Raw genomic sequence first — 18,447 nt, 5'->3', positions numbered from 1 at the left:
ACGATATAAATAAGTTCGTAGTGGAGCAAGGTAAGTCGGTAAGTGAACAATCCGCAGCGAAGCGAGGACCGTTTTGCGTGCGAGCTTACCTCACGGACCGAAACTTACTTATACAACAAAGCGAACAACCGCAAAAACGGCATGTATAAGTAATTGTATAGGGGAGTGAAGGTAAGTCGCAAAGAAAACAACCCGGAACGGCCTTGTTTTCGTGCGAGCTTACCTCACGGACCGAAACTACTTATACAACAAAGCGAACATCCGCAAAAACGGGTGGTATAAGTAATTGGCGAAAAAATGTTCTAAGGGAGCGATGTAAGTTGTAAAGGGAAACAATCCGCAGTGAAACGAGGACCGTTTCCCGTACAAGCTTACGTCGTGACCTTTAACGATTCGCCTTACTCTTACTTATACAATAAAGCGAACACCATGCCAGGACGGAAGTACTTACCAGCGGTGTACTTCAGCGCAGTGCTGTGCATCAGAGTGAACAGCTTTTCTGCATCAACCTTGGCATCCTTGGCGATAGCGCCGTAAGCCTTGGTGAAGGCAGCCACGTTACGCGGGAGCTTCGGACTAATGCGGGAATCAGCAAGGAGTGCGCCCTTGGCGAGCAATGCCTTGTGCATCTTGTCGGCGGCAGCCTGGCTGAGACCGAAGGCTGAAACCAGAGCGGCGGCGTGCAGGCGGCAAGAACCGTTAAAGCCTTCCGGTGCAGCGAAGGGAACCTTGGCTTCATCGTAGAGGTTACGGGTCATGGAGTCGCCCAGGTCGGCAGCTTCCTTCACGAGGCCGTGCATCATGCAAGCGGTCATGACGCTGTACTGAATACCGATCCAAACGTCGTGAGCCTGGAAGTTGAATTCATCCAGGGGAGAACCGTCCTTGCGAACCAGGTTTGCGGCACCGATCAGCGGGCTGTTAGCCTTGTAGTTGGTGTTGAAGACCTTCAGGAGGTTCTTCTTAGCCTTTGCTGCATCGCAAATCGGCTTCAAGTCCAGCATGCGGAGGTAAGTGTCTGCGAGGAGTGTGTCAACGAAGACATCGTCGCAGTCGTTGGTCACCTTCTTGTCCCAAGAAGCGGTGAATGCTTCCTTGCACTGAGCGGTGAGCCATGCCTTCTTGAGGCCACGGAGTTCCATCTTGGAAAGTTCAACGTCAGACGGAATTTCGCCAGCGTTCAACCAAGCGTTGATTGCCTTGACACCAGCCTTCGGGCATTCCGGAAGTTCGATAGATTCCTTCACGGCTTCACGGAGGGCGGCATACTTTTCAACGTTAACGTCCTTCAATTCCATGGGGGTAACGAAGAAGTGGTAGTAACCTTCATTTTCGTCCCAGAGGGCTTCGTCGAATTCCTTGTTGGCGAGGGCGGACTTTTCGTTCCACTTGGCAGCCTGTTCTTTATCGCCAAGGAGTTCTGCAATCTTTGCAGCTGCACGGAGGCCTGCAATCCAGAGGGAGCCGCAGTAAACGGAAATACCGTGAGAGCTGAGGTTGTCGAAGGTATCGTCGGTACCGTGGGTCAGCGGGAAGTTTTCACCTTCGTTGACCATCTTTTCCAAGTATTCCATGGCGGCATAGACTGCTTCCTTGCAATCAGCGAGGCACTGCATATCCTTAGTCTTGTGATAGTGACGGAGAACCATCAAAACGTACTTCGGAGCAAGATCCTTCCATTCCTTAACGTTGTGCCAGTCGTAGGCATCCGGTTCTGCATCGAAGGGGCTACCGAGGTCATGAATTACGGCGCCGCGAACAGCGCGAGGACCTTCCAGCTTCGGATCCGGAAGATCAGCGAAGGGGAGGTTCACGTATTCGTGGTGACGACGACGGTTTTCGTTAATGGCGAGGATGGCGTCACCGAAACGCTTCATCACAACACCGTCCAGGCGCGGCATCAAAGCCAGCAGGCTGAAGCTGCCGTAGAAGTAAACGTCCAGAGAGTTGAAGAACGGATAGTCAGCGCATTCGCGAACCAGGAAGCGGTCTTCCTTGTCCCATACGGTTGCTTCGGCCAGGAAGCTCAAGGTATTGATAGCGAGGCTCTTGAATTCCACCTGCTTCTTTGCTTCCTTGTAGATCTTTGCGACCTTGGCCTTGGGAACCAGAGCTTCGAATGCCTTGAGGCGTGCGTCCATGGTCTTGTCTGCAGCCAGAGCTTCGTCCAGGATGGCGCCGACGCGGCCGTAAGCTTCCGGATAGAAGGCGGTGTACTTCTTCTGGCTGGTGAGCTTTACAAGCTTGATTTCCGGGAAGTCCAGAACCATGTTGAACTGGAAGGAAACCTTCTGCTTCGGCTTGAGAACTACGGTCACGGCGATTGCGCCGGCGATGGTTTCGCGGCCGCTGTAAACGTTCTTCACGAAAGTGTTATTGACGCGACCGCTCTGGAGTGCTGCCTTGACGGTAGCTGCGGCGTCGTCCTGGTAGAACATGGGCTTCACGGAAACGTTCAGGTTGTCCTTCTTGTTCCATGCAACAGAAATACCCATGCAGCCGTTGAAGTCGCTAGCGGGCTGCTGTTCTTCGTTGTAGAATTCAATACCGCGAACGTCACGACCGTCGGCAGCTTCCATGCTGAAGCTGACTGCCTTCGGATTCTTGGCCATGGGAACCAGAACGAAGCTGGAGTCCTGCACGCCCTGACGGTCCTTGCGAGCGTAGTAGCCGCAGAGGCTGTCCTGAACCTGGACGATGGTCATTTCGCGGGTTTCCTTGGTGGTGTTTTCCAAGGTAAATACGGTGGCGTTCACCGGCAGGCTGGAGAGACGTTCGTCACCCGGAGTCACGTAGCTGGACTGGGTCTTGGTAATCTGAACGCCCTTGCCTTCGTACTTGGTTTCGCTAACAGGATAGAGTGCGGTGTACTGCATCTTAGCAGCGTCATAACCTTCCTGGCCGAGGAAAGTCTTGTCGTCTGCCCATGCTGCGGTCAATGCGCCCTGACGAGCAATCTTTTCACCAACAACACCGTCGAAGAAATCGATGAGAACTGCGCGGTTTACTTCTTCAACCTTAGCGCCGGGCTTGGTCAAAGACATTTTAGCGAGGAGAGCTGCGGTGCGGTCGCTCCACTGGATGTGCCAGCGTTCGAATGCAGCCATGTTGTTCTTCAAGAATTCCTTATCAGAAAGAGTCTTGTTGAGCTTTGCTTCAGCCTTCTTTTGGTCAGCTTCGGTAAAGAGAGCTGCGCCCTTGGCGTCCACGAGAGTGAACTTGCCCAGGTAGGTGGTGAATGCTGCGAAGTTGTAAATGACCAGCTGAGCCTTGTCGCTAATGACGGATTCGCGGAAGAAGAAATTGTTGAAGCGAAGGTCTTCCGGCTTTTCGGTGCGAACCTGAACACCCGGCATTACGTTCATCACCGGAGTGGTGCCTGCGGGAGTTGCAGTAAAGGTGGAACCAATGCCGCCCACTGCGATACCGGTGGTAGACGGAGTGGTAGAAAGCGGGGTATACCAGGGCTGGATGAATTCCACGGCGAGACCCGGGGTCATAAGCTTCTGGACGGAACCGGCCATCTTGGCGCCGGCAAGGTATTCTTTAGTGCTCATATATGATTTCCATTGAATGGAGGGTTAAAATTTATCGTACATAATCTAGCATTTTGGCTAGCGACAAAGGACGGGTTCGTTCCTGAATATGGTTACAAATGAGTACGAAAAACGGCCCGCGTAAAAGCGGACCGTTGATCAAGAATCTTTTGGGAAAATCTACAGAGAGAATCCTGCGAAGATGTTGTTGCTCAAGTGGGGGAGAACACCCATGAGGATTACTGCTGCGGTCAGCAGGAAGGTGACGATGATCTGACGCTTGGTCATACGGAGGGGAGTAAGTTCTCCTTCCGGTTCGTCAGCCCAGGCACTCTTGATGACCTGCAAGTAGTAGTAGAGAGCCAACACGTTGTTCAGAACGGCAAATACCACGAGAGCGTAGTGACCAGTGGATGCACCGCTGAAGAACAAGTGGAACTTACCAAAGAAACCTGCAAGAGGCGGAATACCTGCCAAGCTGAACATTGCTACTGCCAAAGCGGTTGCAAGGCTGACGTTCTGCTTGGAAAGACCTCTGAGAGAATCGAAGGATTCTTCGCGACGATGGCCAATGACCCCGAACACAAAGAATGCCAGGTAGTTAGCCAAGGTGTAGAGGAACAGGTAGTAGATGATGGCTGTCTTTGCTGTGTCGGCAGGGCCGAGGAGAGCAACCATGATGTAACCTGCCTGAGCGATAGAGCTGTAGGCCATGAAGCGGCGGAGACGGATCTGCTTCAAAGCGCCCAGGTTGCCTACGAACAAGGTAACACCTGCGAGAAGAGCGATCAGCGGAGCAATCTGTTCCTGCACAGGAGCCAACGGGCCGTAAATCAGGACGACGAGGAATGCGATGGCGGTAGCCTTGGAAGTTACTGCCAAAAGGGCGGTAACAGGAGACGGTGCGCCTTCGTAAACGTCCGGAGCCCAAGTGTAGAACGGGAACAAGGTCAGCTTGAAACCGATTCCGCAGAAGAGGAACAGTACGGCGATCCACAGCAGCGGAGATGTTCCTGCGGCAGCGGCGCTCTGGATGACGTCGAAGCTGATAGAGCCTGCGAAACCGTAGAGGTAGCTGAAACCGAACAATTCAAATGCGGTTGCCACAGAACCCATCAAGATGTACTTGGTGGCTGCTTCGGAACCCATCTGGTCTTTCTTGTTCCAAGCGGTCAGAATGTACATGGGGATGGTTGCCATTTCCAGGCCCAGGAAGAAGGTGAGCAAATCGCATGCGGATACAACAATGTAACCGCCGAAGGTTGCGAATGCCACGGTTCCTGCGAATTCTGCAATCTGGTTCATCTGGGGCTTGCCATCGGCGCCATGATCGAAGTAGTCCTTTGCCAGGAGCAGGCCCAGCAGGGCGCTCAAGGTAAGCACTTCACGCATGAGAACTCCAAAGTCGTCTACGCGCCAGTTGCTAATGAAGTAATTGCCTTCGCCTCCAACCAGAGGCAAGAAGTTCAGCATCACGAATACTGCGATGAGGCCAACGCAAGCCAAGCGCCAAGGCAACTTGGAATTCTTGATGACCAGGCGGCATCCGATCACGAGGAAGGGAAGAATCAGAAGAACGAGATCGGGGATGATGAAATTAGGTACAGTAAAACTCATTTTAACCTCCAATCACCGGTGCTTGGGCTGCTGCAAGTTTTGCAAAGATGGGAGCGATGCTCTGGTCAAGCATATCTGCAATCCAACCCGGGAAAATACCGATCAAAAGCAAGCAGAGAACGAGAACCACAACCACAATCTTTTCGCGAAGGTTTGCATCGGTCAAAGTTTCGTACTTGGCGGGCATATTGCCGTGGAGCATGCGGTTTGCAGTCTGCAGAATGTAAACTGCCGTGGTGGTGATAGAAAGAATTGCAAGGATTGTCACAACGCGGGTGAGGGTGGAATCCTGAGCGAAAGCGCCAATGAAAATATTGCTTTCGGCAACGAAACCGCTGAAGCCCGGCAAGCCGAGACCTGCGAAACCTGCGATAGCGAAGCCTACACCAAGGAAGGGAACCTTGCGCATAATGCCGCCCATTTCGGTAATGTCACGAGTGTGGGTACGTTCGTAAATCATACCGATGGTTGCGAAGAACAAACCAGTCAAGAAACCGTGGGAAATCATCTGGAGGGATGCGCCGCGGAGACCCACCGGAGTGATGGCGGCGAGGCCCAGGAAGATAAGGCCCAAGTGGCTGATGGAACTGTAAGCAGTGATGTACTTAAGGTCCTTGTGGCGAAGGGCAATGAAGGGGCCGAGAACCACGTTGAAGATCAGGAGAGCCACAACGTAGGGGAGCCAAACCTTTGCTGCTTCCGGCATAAGGAACATGGCGACGCGAAGGCAACCGTAAGCACCCATCTTCATCATGACGCCTGCTGCCAGCATAGAAACTGCAGTAGGTGCAGAAGCGTGACCGTCCGGGCTCCAGAAGTGGAACGGGAACAAAGAGGAGCTAACGGCAAAGCCCATGAACATCAGGGGGAATGCCCACATTTGGAAACTTGTGGGGAGGGTAGTCTTGGAAAGTTCCACAAGGCTCCAGCTGGTAGAACCGCTTTCGAAGTAGAGGCCGAAAAGGGTTGCCAGAATCATGGAAGAGCCGAAGGCGAGAGTCAAGGTAAGTTTCTTACCGCCGTAGTCCTTGCGGCCGGAACCGTAACCGGCAATCATCAGGTACATGCACAAGGCTTCCATTTCGTAGAACACGAAGAACAGAACCAAGTCCATGCTCATGAAAACGCCGTAGACGCTTGTGGCAAGCATCTGGATCAAGGCGAAGAATACCTTCTGGTTTCCCTTGATTTCCCAGCTTACGAGAATGCCGCCCCACACGATTACCGCGGTAAGGAGCAACAGGAACATGTTGAGGCCGTCGGCGCCAACGATGTAGTGTGCGTTCAGGGAATTGATCCAGGGAATGTCCGTAAAGAATCGGAGGAACAGCGGGGCAGCCTTGTCATCGATAGGAGTTCCGGAAAGTGCATATACTCGGTAGGTGAGGTATCCTACCAGGGCCAGAACGAAAGTTCCGGAGAAGGCGTGGATGCCCTTGATCAGTTTTGCCTTGGTTCCCGGAATTGGAACGCAGACGAGAACTGTCAAAAGCGGGATGAGCCAAATCAGATTAAAAAGTAATGTATCCATAGTACTTATAACCTCTCAATCCTTAAAACGGAAGCTGACCGAAGAAACGCCACAGCAGTACGCCGACCACCAGGGTTCCCAGGTAGAAAGTCAAGTTGCCGCTCTGGGCGCGACGAACAAGACTGCCCAATGTATGTACGAACCACACGACGAAAGCAAGGATACCTTCGATGATGTAATCCTGGATGAAACGAGCTGCGCGAGCAATGCCGCCGATAACGAACTGGCGAACCACGGCGTAGTACATTTCATCGAAATAGAACTTGTGGTAAATCACCTTGTAGACGCTGCCGCGGTTGATGTCGTCGAGGGCGCGTTCCACCTTAGCCTTGGGGCTTGCGTAAAGAACCCAGGCGATGAGCAATGCTACAACTGCGATTGCTACGGCAACGTAGGGAATCCAGTGGGCTTCTGCCAACTGAACCAACTGCGGAACATTCAACTTGCCCGGAACAAAGAATTCTTCAAACAGACCCTTTGCTGCAAAACCGCTGGCCAAAGCAGGCACGGCAAGAATTGCAATGGGGAGAGTCATAAAGAAGTCTTCGTGAACGTGTCCGGCCTTGACGCTTTCGGAGCGGGGTGCGCCGTGGAAGGCAAGGAAGAACAGACGGAACATGTAGAAGGTGGTGAGACCGCTGGTCAGGAGAGCCAAGCCGAATACCACGTAATGGTGTCCCTGGAATGCCGTCAGAATGATTTCGTCCTTGGAGAAGAAACCGGAGAACGGCGGGATACCGGAAATGGCGAGAATGGAAATCAATGCGCAGACATAGGTCAAGGGCATCTTCTTGCGGAGACCGCCCATGGCGTCCAAATCGTTGGTATGAACCTGATGAATCAGGGAACCTGCGATAAGGAACAAACTGCACTTGAAGAATGCGTGAGTGAAAATGTGGTAAGTAGATGCGGTCCAGCCGGTGGTGACCACAACGTCACCCATACGGCAAGCGCCCAGGGAGAACATCATGTAACCCAACTGAGAAAGGGTAGAGTAAGCGAGAATGCGCTTAATATCCTTCTGAGTGCAGGCGATAACAGCTGCAAATACCATAGTGAATGCGCCCACCACCATAATCAAGTTCATGGTGCTTCCGCTGAGAGCGAAGAAGGGGAACAGACGAGCTACCAGGTAAACGCCAGCCACCACCATGGTGGCACTGTGAATGATGGAGGAAACCGGGGTCGGACCTTCCATAGCATTCGGCAACCAAATGTGCATGGGGAACATTGCAGACTTGCCCCAGCCACCGGTGAAAATCAGGACGCCGCCGAGAACAAGAGCTTCTGCCTTGGTCATCACCATAAAGCCAAGGTCAATGAACTGGCTCTGGAATGCACTCAAGGTAAGGGCGTTGATCTTTTCGAAGTCAAAGCTCTGTACCACGAAGCTCACGATCACGATGCCCAGCAGGAAGAAACTGTCGGCAAAGCGGGTGAGGATGAATGCCTGCTTGGAAGCACTAACTGCAGAAGGCTTGTGGTACCAGAAACCGATAAGCAGGTAGCTGGAGACGCCCACCAGTTCCCAGAAGATGAACATCTGGAAAAGGTTGGTTGCAGCCACAAGGCCCAGCATGCTAAAGCTGAACAGGGAAAGCAGTGCGAAGAATCGACCCTCGGCACGGTCGCCGCGCATATAGCCTACGCTGTAGATATTCACCAGGAACGCGATGAAGGTAACCACCACCAGCATCATGATAGAAAGCGGGTCTACCAAGAGGCCAATGTTTGCAGCGAAGGTTTCTGCGAACTTCAAGAAGGGAAGTTCAAAGAGAATCGCTTTCTGCGGGGCATAGCCGGAAGTGAAGTAGCTGACGGCAAGCAGCAATGCTGAAACCATGGCAATACCGTTGCAGACGATGGCGAATGCTGCGGCACCCTTGGCGGAACGCTTGCCCAGGAAGAGGCCGTTCACCACGAAAGTGAGGAGCGGCATCAGGAAAATGAGATAGCTGATAGAGACGTCATTAATCATGGAGATCCCTCAACTGTTCTACGTCAAGGCTCTTGCGACGGCGGTACATGCTAACGATAATGGCCAAGGCCACTGCCATTTCGCATGCGGTCACTGCGATGACGAAAATGCTAAACACGGAACCTGCGGTAGCGTCCTTTGCGCTAAAGTAGGCAAACGAGATAAAGTTCATGTTGGCTGCGTTCAGCATGATTTCGGTGGAAATCAGCATGCCCACCAAGTGGCGGCGACGCATAAGGCCCCAAAGGCCAATGCCAAAAAGGATGAACGAGAGGATAAGGCAATTCATCAAAGTCATTACTTTTCCTCCTTGCCGCGGCGAGCGATAGTAATTGCGCCAATCAAGGTTGCCAGCAATAATACGCTTACGATTTCAAAGGGAAGAATGAAACCGTCGGCGCCGTAGCCCAGCAAGCGAACAGACAATGCCTTCAAGGATGCGAATCCTTCGGGAGCTGTTGCTGCGGTAGTTACAAGTTCCTGCACCGGCACCAGGCACTTGGCCATGATGGCGACGAATGCAATGGAAATTGCGAATGCTGCAAAGTAGCGGGGAATCTTCGTGGAGAAAGCTTCTTCGCCCAAATGGCTTGTGAGCAAGATGGTGAAGATAACGAAGATGACCACGCCGCCGATGTACACCATGATCTGTGCCAGGGCGTTGAATTCAGCGTGGAGCAGCAAGTAGAGAACGGTAGTTCCTACAAAGGAGAAAATGAGGAATACTGCGCTCTGCAAAATGTTCTTGACCGCAACAGTGCAGATGGCTGTCACCACCATGACGAATGCGACCACGTAGAAGGCAATGTCGATTCCGCCTGTGGGGAATACGTTTGCCAAACTTGAAAGAGACGGGAACATTAGCCTTGACCCTCCTTCTTGTTCAAAATCATTTCCAGCGAGTTGATGTCGGTAGTAGCCACTTCAAATTCAGGAGCCATTTCGATGGCGCCGAAGGGGCAGGCTTCTACGCAGAGGCCGCACTGGGTGCAACTTGCAAAGTGATACACGTAACGACCCAGGACCTTCTTGCCGGCGATGTTCTTTGTTGCTTGAACGTTGATGCTTCCATTGGGGCAGCTACGTTCGCACATGCCGCAAGCGGTGCAACGGTTGTTACCTTCGGCGTCTTCCACCATGGAAAGGCGGCCGCGGAAACGTTCGTGCATCTTCAAGGTCTTGCGATTTTCCGGATACTGTTCCGTGACAATCTTTTTCGGATTGAAGAAATACTTGAGGCTCACGGACAAACCGCAGAGAAGGCTCCACGGGCCAGTAACGCACTTTTTCAAGTAAGTCTTGAAGTACTGTTTTGTAGAAATCTTTTTCTGATCCATAAAATACCTCTACCTTAGCCTACCAAAGCCACATAAGCAGCGCCAGCCACCAGCATCAGCAGGTTCAGGGGCAGCAGGAATTTCCATTCAAAACTCATCAGCTGGTCTACACGGGGGCGGACGAAAGTCCAGCGGACCATCATGTAGCACCAAATCATAAAGAATACCTTGGCAAAGAACCAGATAACTCCCGGAATCATGGTGAGGTATCCGTCAATTGCGGCAATGCCCAGGCAAGGTGCGTGGAAACCGCCCAGGAAGCAAGTCACTGCCAGGGAGGAGTTGGTCACCAATGCGATGTATTCTGCCAAGTAGAACATGGCGAAGGGTGTGCCGTTATATTCAGTATGATAACCACCGGTCAATTCCTGTTCAGCTTCGGCAATGTCGAAAGGTGCGCGGTTCATTTCTGCAGTAGAAGAAATGAAGAACAGGATGAAGGCGATAAAGCCAAGTACGGGAACCTTGAAAATCATCCAGTCAAAGACGGTGCCGCTCTGGGTCTGGGTGATGGTCATCAGGTTGGTGGAACCGGAGATCATGACCACGAACAAAAGTACCAAGGCAAAGGAGATTTCGTAGCTGATCATTTGTGCGCCGCTACGAAGAGCACCGAGCAAGGAGTACTTGTTGTTACTGGACCAGCCGCCAAGCAAAATGCCCAGCACGCCGAAACCGTTGATGGCGATAATCAGGGGAATGCCCATGTCGATGTCTGCAACCACCAGGTTCTGGCCGAAGGGGATCAATGCTGCCACCATGAAGGGTGCAATCAGCACAATCAGCGGAGCCAGGAAGTAGACGAACTTGTCAACTCCACCAGGTGCGTAGACTTCCTTGAAGAGCATCTTCAGAACGTCGGCGATGGTCTGGATGGTACCGTGCCAGCCAAGGCGCATGGGGCCGAGACGGCATTGCACGTGAGCGCAAACCTTACGTTCCATGTAGATGAGGATCGGTGCGGAACCGATGTTCACGACGCAAACTGCGATGACGCAGATGACGGCGTTAATCAAAAAGGCAACGATATTGTTCAAGGTATCGGACTGAATTGCTGCCGGCAGATATTCTGCAAGCTTCGGTACCCATTCTCGAACAAAGTCGCCAACAGGATTAGTTATGGAGGGAACGAACATGTAATTACCTACCTGTCAATTTCCGGGATCACAGGGTCCAGGGTAGCCATGATGGTTACCAAGTCCGAAACGGTCAAACCCTGGCACATCTTGTTCAACACGCCAATGTGGGGGAAGCTGGGGCCGCGGGTATGAATGCGGTAAGGCTTGTCGCCTGCAGCAGCCACCACGTAGGTTGCGTAAAGGCCCTTGGCGGTTTCGATTTCGCTGTAGTAACGGCCAGGATTCAGCTTTACGGGCTTTTCCTTGCTGCGCCACGGACCTTCGGAGGGGAACTTGTCGACGCACTGGCGAAGGATGCGCATGGATTCGTGGATTTCTGCGATACGGACGTTGTAGCGGTCGTAGCAGTCACCATTGTAGGTCACAGGCACATCAAATTCCAGCTGGCTGTAAATGCTGTAAGGATTGTTGCGACGAACGTCGAAGTTTACGCCGCTTGCGCGGGCCACGGGGCCGGAGCATGCGTAGGCGATAGCGTCTTCCTTGGAGAGAACGCCGATACCGATGCTACGTTCGCGAACGATTACGTTCTTGCTGAGGAAACGTTCGTAATCCTTCATGGTGGTTTCCAGGTGTTCCAGGAAAGCCTTTACGCGGGGGATAAAGGTGTCGGGCACGTCGAAACGGCTGCCACCCGGTCTAAAGAAGTTCATGGTCAAGCGAGAACCGGTAACCTCTTCCAGGATGTCGTGAATCATTTCACGTTCCTTGAAACCGAAGAGCAAGCAGGTTTGTCCGCCCAGGTCGCCGCCGAAGCAGCCGAAGAACACCAGGTGGCTTGCAATACGGCCAAGTTCCTGAAGCATAACGCGGATGTATTCCTGACGAAGAGGAACGCCTACGTTCATGCCCTTTTCGTAGGCGAGAACCACACCCAGGTTGTTCTGGATGGCGGTCAAATAGTCTTGACGGTCGGACATGGGAATGTACTGCAGGTAGCTCATGGACTCGGCCTGCTTTTCCATGCCGCGGTGAATGTAGCCGTGATGGGGAACCAGTTCTACGATGGTTTCACCGTCCATGCGGATGGCGAGGCGGAGGGCACCGTGGGTACTGGGGTGCTGTGGGCCCATGTTGACGAAGAATTCGTCGGAATAGGCTTCGCTATTTTCGTCACGGATGATTTTGAATCCCGGGGGGAGCTGTGTCATACTCATACGGGCCTCTTAATCATTTCGGGGTGAGTGAAATCTTTACGCAGCGGGAAACCGACGAAATCCTTGTCCAGGAAAATGCGGCGCAGGTCGTCGTGACCCACAAAGTTGATGCCGAACATATCGTAGACCTCGCGTTCCTTGACGCTTGCGGCAGGGTACAGACCCGTAATGCTGGGGACCTTTGCAAGCAGGGACGTGGCGCGCTTTTCTTCGGGAATAGATTCGTCCTTCTTCAGCGGGATGCAGAAGAAGACCTTGTGTCCCAAATCGATGCTGCGAAGCTGGGTAATCAATTCAAAGTGGTCCGGGTAGTCGATGGCAGTTACATCGATGAGGTAATCCATCTTGAGGGCCGGATCGTTCTTTACAAATTCTGTAGCAGCAAAGTAGTCCTTTACATCCAGTGTAATTTCCACCGGGCTGTCGGAACTTGCGGTAGCGAGGATTGCTTCGTCCACCGTTGCACTTTCGAACTTAGCCTTGATCTTGTCGAAAATGTCAGCCTGGGAGAGTTCACCTGCGGTGAGTTCTGCTGCAGCCGGGCGTTCCACTTCCGGGAAGGCTTCCTTCACCACGCGGACAGGCTTGAAGGCGCTCTTGTAGTCAGGATTTTCAGCCTTGAACTTTTCGCGGGCTTCCGCCATTTCCTCGTCCTTGATCTTTTCAAGTTCAGCCCAGGCCTTGGCTGCTTCACGGTAACGGTCCACGCGGGAAACATCCTCGGGATAGCCTTCCTGCCAGGGGCTGCGGCAGGTTTCCTTGAGAATCTTTTCACGAAGTGTAAGGAGACCGTGGAACAAAGCTTCGGGGCGGGGCGGACAACCAGGCACGAATACGTCCACCGGAAGAATATTCTGTGCGCCGCGGACCACGGAATAGTTGTCGTAAATGAAAGGGCCGCCGCTGATGGTGCAAGCGCCCATGGCAAGTACGTACTTGGGGCCCGGCATCTGTTCCCACAGCATCTGGATTGCGGGAGTCATGCGCTTCGTAATGGTACCTGCTAGGATGAACAAGTCGGCCTGACGGGGGGAGGCGCGGAACACTTCGGAACCGAAGCGAGCGATGTCGTAACGGGCCATGGAGCTACTCATCATTTCGATAGCGCAGCAGCTGGTACCGTAAGTCAGGGGCCAAATGGAATTGGCTCTAGCCCAGTTTACCACATAGTCCACGGCATTGACAACATACTTGCCGCCGGGAATGGGATCCAGGATCTTAGGTGCAAAATTGATTATTCCCATTTGAGAATTCCTTTTTTCCAAGCGTAGGCGAGGCCGGAAACCAGAATCGCCAAGAAGATCACCAAGTCAACCACCACCACAATGGGGGAGAGTGCTGTGTTCCCTGCCATGATTTCCTTGAAATTGGCCATGACCGGGAGCAGGAACAAAGCTTCGACGTCAAAAACAAGGAAAAGCAATGCAAACACGTAGTAGCCCACCTTGAACTGGATACGGGCATTGCCGAAAGTTTCCATACCGCATTCGTATGGCAACATCTTGTTTTTGGTTTTTCGGGTGCGGTAGCCTAGCAAAAGGCCAACTACCGTGGCTGCCGCCGCGATGAACGCACCTAGGAATAGGAATATGGATAGAATAATGTATTCAGACATATATTACCTTAATTAAAACTCTTTACCTCGTGCCTCGAACCTCGAGCCTCCTAATAGAAATTCTGCAATTCCTGGACGGTTCCGAACAAAGTGTTGCCGATCTGGAATCGGTCCAGAACATGCTTGAGCAAGTCCTTGAATTCGACGATGGTTGCGGCATTCATTTCGTTCAGCTTTTCCTGGATAGCGTTCACATAACCAGAACCCACCGGCTTAGCCTTCATGTCCTGCATTTCGCCGCTCCACTGCTGGAGCATCTGGTCAGTTTCGATTCGGGCAATCACGTAGCGGGTCGTAGATTGTAACTCTTGCAAAAAGTGTACCAAGAAGATCTCTTCCTGGAGGATACCCCAGCGCTTGTCCTTGGAGTAGAGGGCCGCATTGCCGTTTTTTCCATAAAAAACGGCAGCCTGGGCATATTCCAGACAGGTCATGAGCAGGCGCTCGTAACGCTTGATTTCGCGACTCAGGTGCTGGAACCAGATGGCGTCCGCCACCGGGTTTGGCTCCTTACGTTCGGCAACTTCGTTGGGGAAAAGGGCTCGGAAGGCATAGTAGACTTCTTCGTAATAGCGATTGCGCATTCGGCAGTTGAAGGCGCGGTTCTTTAAGGTGTAGTCGCTATGGTGCAAAGTGGAAATCATACTTTAACTACCTCGTGGACTCCGGAAATGTTCTTGATGCAATTCATTACGGATTCAATCTGGTCCTTACGGAAGGCCTTGCAGACAATCTTGATTCGGCCGGAGGAATGCTTGCTTGCCACAGTCATTCTTTCCAGGAAGATGTTGGCCTTCTTCAGTTCCGTGAGTACATCCAAAGTAATGTTCTTGCGGTTGTCAGTTTCAATAGTCAGGTGGGTGGTGAAGGAATGGCTTGTTTCTTCGTTCCATTCCACGGCCACCTGCTGTTCCTTGGGCAACTTCTTGAGCTCGGCACAGTCGGCACAATGGATTTCGATGCCGATCTGGGGGCGAAGTACGCCTATAATCTTGTCGCCTGGCACGGGGCCGCAGCACTTGCCAAAGTGAATGAGAAGCTTTGTTTCGCCGCCAATCTGCAGCGGCATTTCGTCGCGAACGTCCAGTTTCTTGTCCTTGTTGAAGCCAGGGAAGAAACGGAGGGATGCGGATTCCTTGGTCACGTCGCGGCCACCGCTGATAAAGTGCTGGATGTCTACCAGTGGCAGTTCGCCCTCGCCAATGCGCTGGAAGAAATCGTTGATGTCCTCGGTGCCGAAGTACTTGTTGATGTCCTCTTCCTTGGGGCGCTTGTCCTTTTCAATCTTCTGCAGGTGAAGTTCGCGGATCCAGATTTCCTTGCCCAGTTCCTTTGCCTGCTGGATGGTGCTGGAACGGATCCAGCGACGCAGTTCCTGCTTGGCCTTGACGGTCTTGACCATCTCCAGCCATTCGGGGCTAGGTTCCTGGTGGGGGCTCTTAAGAATCTGGACTGTAGCGCCATTGGGGACGACTTTGTCCAAGTTCACCACTTCATCGTTGATGCGGGCACCAATGCAATGCAGGCCCAGTTCGGTATGGACCGCAAAAGCAAAGTCCAGGACGATGGCTCCGTCGGGAAGTTCGATGGAAGTTCCCTTGGGGGTAAACACGGTCATGCCCTGAGGTTTCAAGTCCACCTTCAGGAAGTCCAGGTATTCCTTGGAGTCGGAAATTTCGGACTGCAGCTTCACCATGTGGTTCAGCCATGCCAGTTCTTCGCCTTCGTGCTGTGTTTCCAGCTTGTAGGCCCAGTGGGCTGCGAAACCCTTTTCTGCCACAATGTCCATATCCTTGGTGCGGATCTGGACTTCCACCATCTTGTTGTCCGGGCCGATCACCGTGGTATGAATACTCTGGTAAAGGTTGGGCTTGGGGGTGGCAATGTAATCCTTGAAACGGCTCTGGAGCGGAGTCCAGAGGTTATGAACGTAACCGAGTGCCAGGTAGCATTCCGGAATAGATTCCACGATGATTCGGATGGCGAAAATATCGAAGATGTCTTCGAATTGACAGCCTCGGCTAATCATCTTGTTGTGAATGCTGTAAATGTTCTTGGTGCGGCCCTGGATTGTACAGTCAAAGTCTTCCAAAGCCATCTTGAACTGAAGCGGGCCAATCACGGACTGGATATACTTTTCACGGGATTCCTTATTCTCGATAAGGGCGTCCACCAGCTTCTGGTATTCATCGGGATTGACGTACTTGAAACTCAAGTCTTCAAGTTCAGTTTTAAGCCTGTAGAGACCGAAACGGTGTGTCAGCGGAATATAGATGTCCAGGGTTTCCTGGGCGATGGCCTGACGCTTTTCCGGCTTCATGTAACGCATGGTACGCATGTTGTGGATGCGGTCCGCGATCTTGATCATGATGACTCGGGGATCCTTGGCCATGGCGATAATGAGCTTACGGTATGTTTCAGCCTTTTGGGCAGTCTTGTTGGCTTCCTGGGCTGCAGTAATCTTTGTAACAGCGTCCACCATGAATGCCACATCTTCGCCGAACATTTCGGAAAGCTGTTCCAAGGTATATTCAGTATCTTCGACAACGTCGTGCAAGAGGCCGGCGAGAACGGTGGGCTGGTCTTGCTTAAGGTCTGCGAGAATCTTTGCTACTTCGTAGGGATGTTCTGTATAAGGCATGCCGCTCTTGCGGTACTGACCTTCGTGGGCGGTAGCAATGAAGGCAACAGCCTTTTCGAGAATCCCGCGTTCCAGTGCCGGATTCTTTCGGATGAGCACGTCAACAATGTGCTCCTGATTAGATGAAAGGGTGACCTGTTCCATTATTATCAAGTATATCTAAAAAATTGATAACTGGTTGGAAAAACGGCAAAAATAAGCAGAAAATAGGGTTTTTCCCGTTTGGCTAAATATTCCAAATTGGAATACCCCGAGCGTGGGTAAAGTTGGTGTAAGGTTGTTGTCTGTGGACAACGCAATCCGACAAGACAATGTGATGAAGAACACTGCGAAAACTTATATTTATGCTACCTCCATCTCAAATGGTTGGGATGAGGTTGTTTTGGGTTAAAAATGAAGAGTACAAAGTGCATGGCCATTACGGCCTTGGCCGTTTTAGGTGTATTTGGCGCCTGCGGCGACGATAATAATTCCGTAAATCCTGGTAACGACGATCTCGGCTACAGTTCTGAAGCTGGGGTTGCCGATGAGTCTTCTAGCAGCAACGTTGCTGATGTGGGCTTGTCCAGCAGTTCAGTTGCGGGAATTACGGACATTCCAAATTCTAGCAGTGCCGTATTTTCCAGTAGTGCGACTGCTTCCAGCTCTAGCGTGATTGCGAGTTCTAGCAGCGAGGGAGTGTTAAGCTCCAGTAGTGTAGCGGAACTTCCCGCGGCAACATTCAAGGAGGATTACCGCGACGAATGCACCATCGGTGATATTCCCACCAGCATCAACAATGCAAAGCTGCCTGACCCCTTCAAGACTCTCGCAGGAACAAGAATTTCCACCAAGGATGAATGGAAGTGCCGCAGAGAAGAAATTGGCGCCATGTACGAAAAGATCATGTACGGCGACAAGCCCCGCAATCCCGAAAAGGTGGAAGGTAAACTAGCTGGAAGCACCTTTACAGTGACGGTGACCGACAAGGGTAAGTCCGCTTCCTTTGCTGTAAACATCAGTGGTGCAGGAACCAAGGATAACCCGAAGCCTGCAATGATTGGCTTTGGCGGTGGCTTTATGGGCAATACCTGTGGTAGCCTAGGTGGAGCACTCACTGGTCTTGATATTGCCCAGATTATCTTCAATCCCGATAACGTGGCTCCCGAAAGTAATCGTGGAAGCGGCAAGTTCTACGACATTTACGGATCCAATGCCAGCGCCGGTACCATCATGGCCTGGGCCTGGGGCGTTAGCCGCTTGATTGACGCTCTGGAGAAAACCCCTGAAGCAGGCATTGATGTGAAGCATCTGGGCATTACAGGCTGTTCACGCTGGGGCAAGGGTTCTCTTGCTGCAGGCGCTTTCGACTCCCGAATCGCCCTGGTTATTCCTCAGGAATCCGGTTCCGGTGGCGCCTCCCTCTGGCGCGTTGGCGCACAGGTCAACAAGCAGAAAGGTAAGCAGTTTGTCCAGGGCTTGAACAGTGCAGGCTCCGAAGGCAACTGGATGAAGACTACCTTCAAGAGCTATGATGGAAAGGAAAACACTCTGCCCTTTGATCAGCACATGCTGGTGAGTATGGTGGCTCCCCGTCCCTTGCTGATTATCGACAACGCAGGCCAGGAATGGCTTGGTGAAGTTCCCTCCAACTACTGCGGCCAGGCTTCCAAGGAAGTGTTCGATGCACTTGGAGTAAGCGAAAACTACACCTATAGCCAGGAAGGCGGTCACGCCCACTGCTCTTTGCCCAACGGCCAGTTTGACGAAGTCAAGGACTTCATCAACAAGTTCCTGGTGGGTAAGGATGGAATCAAGACTGGTAAGATTGACTACACCAAGAATTCTGAGCAGATTAAGTGGAATAAGTCCGATTGGATCGACTGGGAAACTCCCACTCTGAAATAAGAGCTTTTT

The 18,447-nt window shown here is 52.2% G+C and carries 14 protein-coding genes; 1 reads left to right on the top strand and 13 read right to left on the bottom strand.

Annotation, left to right across the window (positions count from 1 at the left end; all coding sequences use genetic code 11):
- Positions 1–404: 404 nt before the first annotated feature.
- From MJZ25_06180 to MJZ25_06120, 13 genes are all read right to left on the bottom strand, one after another.
- Positions 405–3,557: a non-lysosomal glucosylceramidase gene (locus MJZ25_06180; protein MCQ2123757.1), complete on the bottom strand. Its 3,153-nt coding sequence runs from the start codon at positions 3,555–3,557 to the stop codon at positions 405–407.
- Between the two features lie 159 nt (positions 3,558–3,716).
- Entirely contained in the window at positions 3,717–5,153 is a 1,437-nt protein-coding gene (locus MJZ25_06175; protein ID MCQ2123756.1) for an NADH-quinone oxidoreductase subunit N, read from the bottom strand.
- 1 nt (position 5,154) lies between these two features.
- A complete protein-coding gene (locus MJZ25_06170) occupies positions 5,155–6,684 on the bottom strand; it encodes an NADH-quinone oxidoreductase subunit M (protein MCQ2123755.1) in 1,530 nt (509 codons plus the stop codon).
- A gap of 22 nt (positions 6,685–6,706) precedes the next feature.
- A complete protein-coding gene (gene nuoL, locus MJZ25_06165; protein MCQ2123754.1) occupies positions 6,707–8,662 on the bottom strand; it encodes an NADH-quinone oxidoreductase subunit L in 1,956 nt (651 codons plus the stop codon).
- Positions 8,655–8,960 carry an NADH-quinone oxidoreductase subunit NuoK gene (nuoK, locus tag MJZ25_06160; protein MCQ2123753.1) on the bottom strand — a complete coding sequence of 102 codons (306 nt, stop codon included), beginning with the start codon at positions 8,958–8,960 and terminating at the stop codon, positions 8,655–8,657. Before nuoK ends, nuoL begins: the two co-directional genes overlap by 8 nt.
- Positions 8,960–9,523 (bottom strand): NADH-quinone oxidoreductase subunit J, encoded by a 564-nt coding sequence (locus tag MJZ25_06155; protein MCQ2123752.1) that lies wholly within the window; start codon positions 9,521–9,523, stop codon positions 8,960–8,962. The genes nuoK and MJZ25_06155 overlap by 1 nt, the downstream gene beginning before the upstream one ends.
- Positions 9,523–9,999 carry an NADH-quinone oxidoreductase subunit I gene (locus MJZ25_06150; protein ID MCQ2123751.1) on the bottom strand — a complete coding sequence of 159 codons (477 nt, stop codon included), beginning with the start codon at positions 9,997–9,999 and terminating at the stop codon, positions 9,523–9,525. Before MJZ25_06150 ends, MJZ25_06155 begins: the two co-directional genes overlap by 1 nt.
- Before the next feature lie 14 nt (positions 10,000–10,013).
- Entirely contained in the window at positions 10,014–11,135 is a 1,122-nt protein-coding gene (gene nuoH / locus MJZ25_06145) for an NADH-quinone oxidoreductase subunit NuoH (GenBank protein MCQ2123750.1), read from the bottom strand.
- A gap of 8 nt (positions 11,136–11,143) precedes the next feature.
- Positions 11,144–12,295, bottom strand: a complete 1,152-nt coding sequence (locus tag MJZ25_06140; GenBank protein ID MCQ2123749.1) for a hypothetical protein — start codon at positions 12,293–12,295, stop codon at positions 11,144–11,146.
- Positions 12,292–13,539 (bottom strand): NADH-quinone oxidoreductase subunit NuoB, encoded by a 1,248-nt coding sequence (gene nuoB, locus MJZ25_06135; protein MCQ2123748.1) that lies wholly within the window; start codon positions 13,537–13,539, stop codon positions 12,292–12,294. The genes MJZ25_06140 and nuoB overlap by 4 nt, the downstream gene beginning before the upstream one ends.
- The gene (locus tag MJZ25_06130) at positions 13,530–13,910 is read right to left on the bottom strand and encodes an NADH-quinone oxidoreductase subunit A (protein ID MCQ2123747.1); all 381 of its coding nucleotides are present in this window, start codon (positions 13,908–13,910) and stop codon (positions 13,530–13,532) included. The genes nuoB and MJZ25_06130 overlap by 10 nt, the downstream gene beginning before the upstream one ends.
- 50 nt (positions 13,911–13,960) lie before the next feature.
- The gene (locus tag MJZ25_06125; GenBank protein MCQ2123746.1) at positions 13,961–14,554 is read right to left on the bottom strand and encodes a hypothetical protein; all 594 of its coding nucleotides are present in this window, start codon (positions 14,552–14,554) and stop codon (positions 13,961–13,963) included.
- Complete coding sequence (locus tag MJZ25_06120) at positions 14,551–16,695, bottom strand: RelA/SpoT family protein (protein ID MCQ2123745.1); 2,145 nt, start codon at positions 16,693–16,695, stop codon at positions 14,551–14,553. The genes MJZ25_06125 and MJZ25_06120 overlap by 4 nt, the downstream gene beginning before the upstream one ends.
- Positions 16,696–16,944: 249 nt before the next feature.
- Here MJZ25_06120 and MJZ25_06115 point away from each other — a divergent pair, with 249 nt between their 5' ends.
- On the top strand, positions 16,945–18,438 hold the full coding sequence (locus MJZ25_06115) for a hypothetical protein (protein MCQ2123744.1): 1,494 nt from the start codon (positions 16,945–16,947) through the stop codon (positions 18,436–18,438).
- Positions 18,439–18,447 lie beyond the last annotated feature (9 nt).

This window comes from Fibrobacter sp. (genome assembly GCA_024399065.1).
Lineage (GTDB): Bacteria > Fibrobacterota > Fibrobacteria > Fibrobacterales > Fibrobacteraceae > Fibrobacter.
The sequence above is the reverse complement of the archived record's forward strand: the minus strand, read 5'-3'. Positions and strand labels throughout refer to the sequence as shown.

Excerpts from the sequence above, each read along its gene's own strand:
- MJZ25_06115 (MCQ2123744.1), top strand. The coding sequence starts at position 16,945 with ATGAAGAGTACAAAGTGCATGGCCATTACGGCCTTGGCCGTTTTAGGT.
- MJZ25_06150 (MCQ2123751.1), bottom strand. The coding sequence starts at position 9,999 with ATGGATCAGAAAAAGATTTCTACAAAACAGTACTTCAAGACTTACTTG.
- MJZ25_06180 (MCQ2123757.1), bottom strand. The coding sequence starts at position 3,557 with ATGAGCACTAAAGAATACCTTGCCGGCGCCAAGATGGCCGGTTCCGTC.
- MJZ25_06120 (MCQ2123745.1), bottom strand. The coding sequence starts at position 16,695 with ATGGAACAGGTCACCCTTTCATCTAATCAGGAGCACATTGTTGACGTG.
- nuoB (MCQ2123748.1), bottom strand. The coding sequence starts at position 13,539 with ATGGGAATAATCAATTTTGCACCTAAGATCCTGGATCCCATTCCCGGC.
- nuoL (MCQ2123754.1), bottom strand. The coding sequence starts at position 8,662 with ATGATTAATGACGTCTCTATCAGCTATCTCATTTTCCTGATGCCGCTC.
- nuoH (MCQ2123750.1), bottom strand. The coding sequence starts at position 11,135 with ATGTTCGTTCCCTCCATAACTAATCCTGTTGGCGACTTTGTTCGAGAA.
- nuoK (MCQ2123753.1), bottom strand. The coding sequence starts at position 8,960 with ATGACTTTGATGAATTGCCTTATCCTCTCGTTCATCCTTTTTGGCATT.
- MJZ25_06125 (MCQ2123746.1), bottom strand. The coding sequence starts at position 14,554 with ATGATTTCCACTTTGCACCATAGCGACTACACCTTAAAGAACCGCGCC.
- MJZ25_06140 (MCQ2123749.1), bottom strand. The coding sequence starts at position 12,295 with ATGAGTATGACACAGCTCCCCCCGGGATTCAAAATCATCCGTGACGAA.
- MJZ25_06155 (MCQ2123752.1), bottom strand. The coding sequence starts at position 9,523 with ATGTTCCCGTCTCTTTCAAGTTTGGCAAACGTATTCCCCACAGGCGGA.
- MJZ25_06170 (MCQ2123755.1), bottom strand. The coding sequence starts at position 6,684 with ATGGATACATTACTTTTTAATCTGATTTGGCTCATCCCGCTTTTGACA.
- MJZ25_06130 (MCQ2123747.1), bottom strand. The coding sequence starts at position 13,910 with ATGTCTGAATACATTATTCTATCCATATTCCTATTCCTAGGTGCGTTC.
- MJZ25_06175 (MCQ2123756.1), bottom strand. The coding sequence starts at position 5,153 with ATGAGTTTTACTGTACCTAATTTCATCATCCCCGATCTCGTTCTTCTG.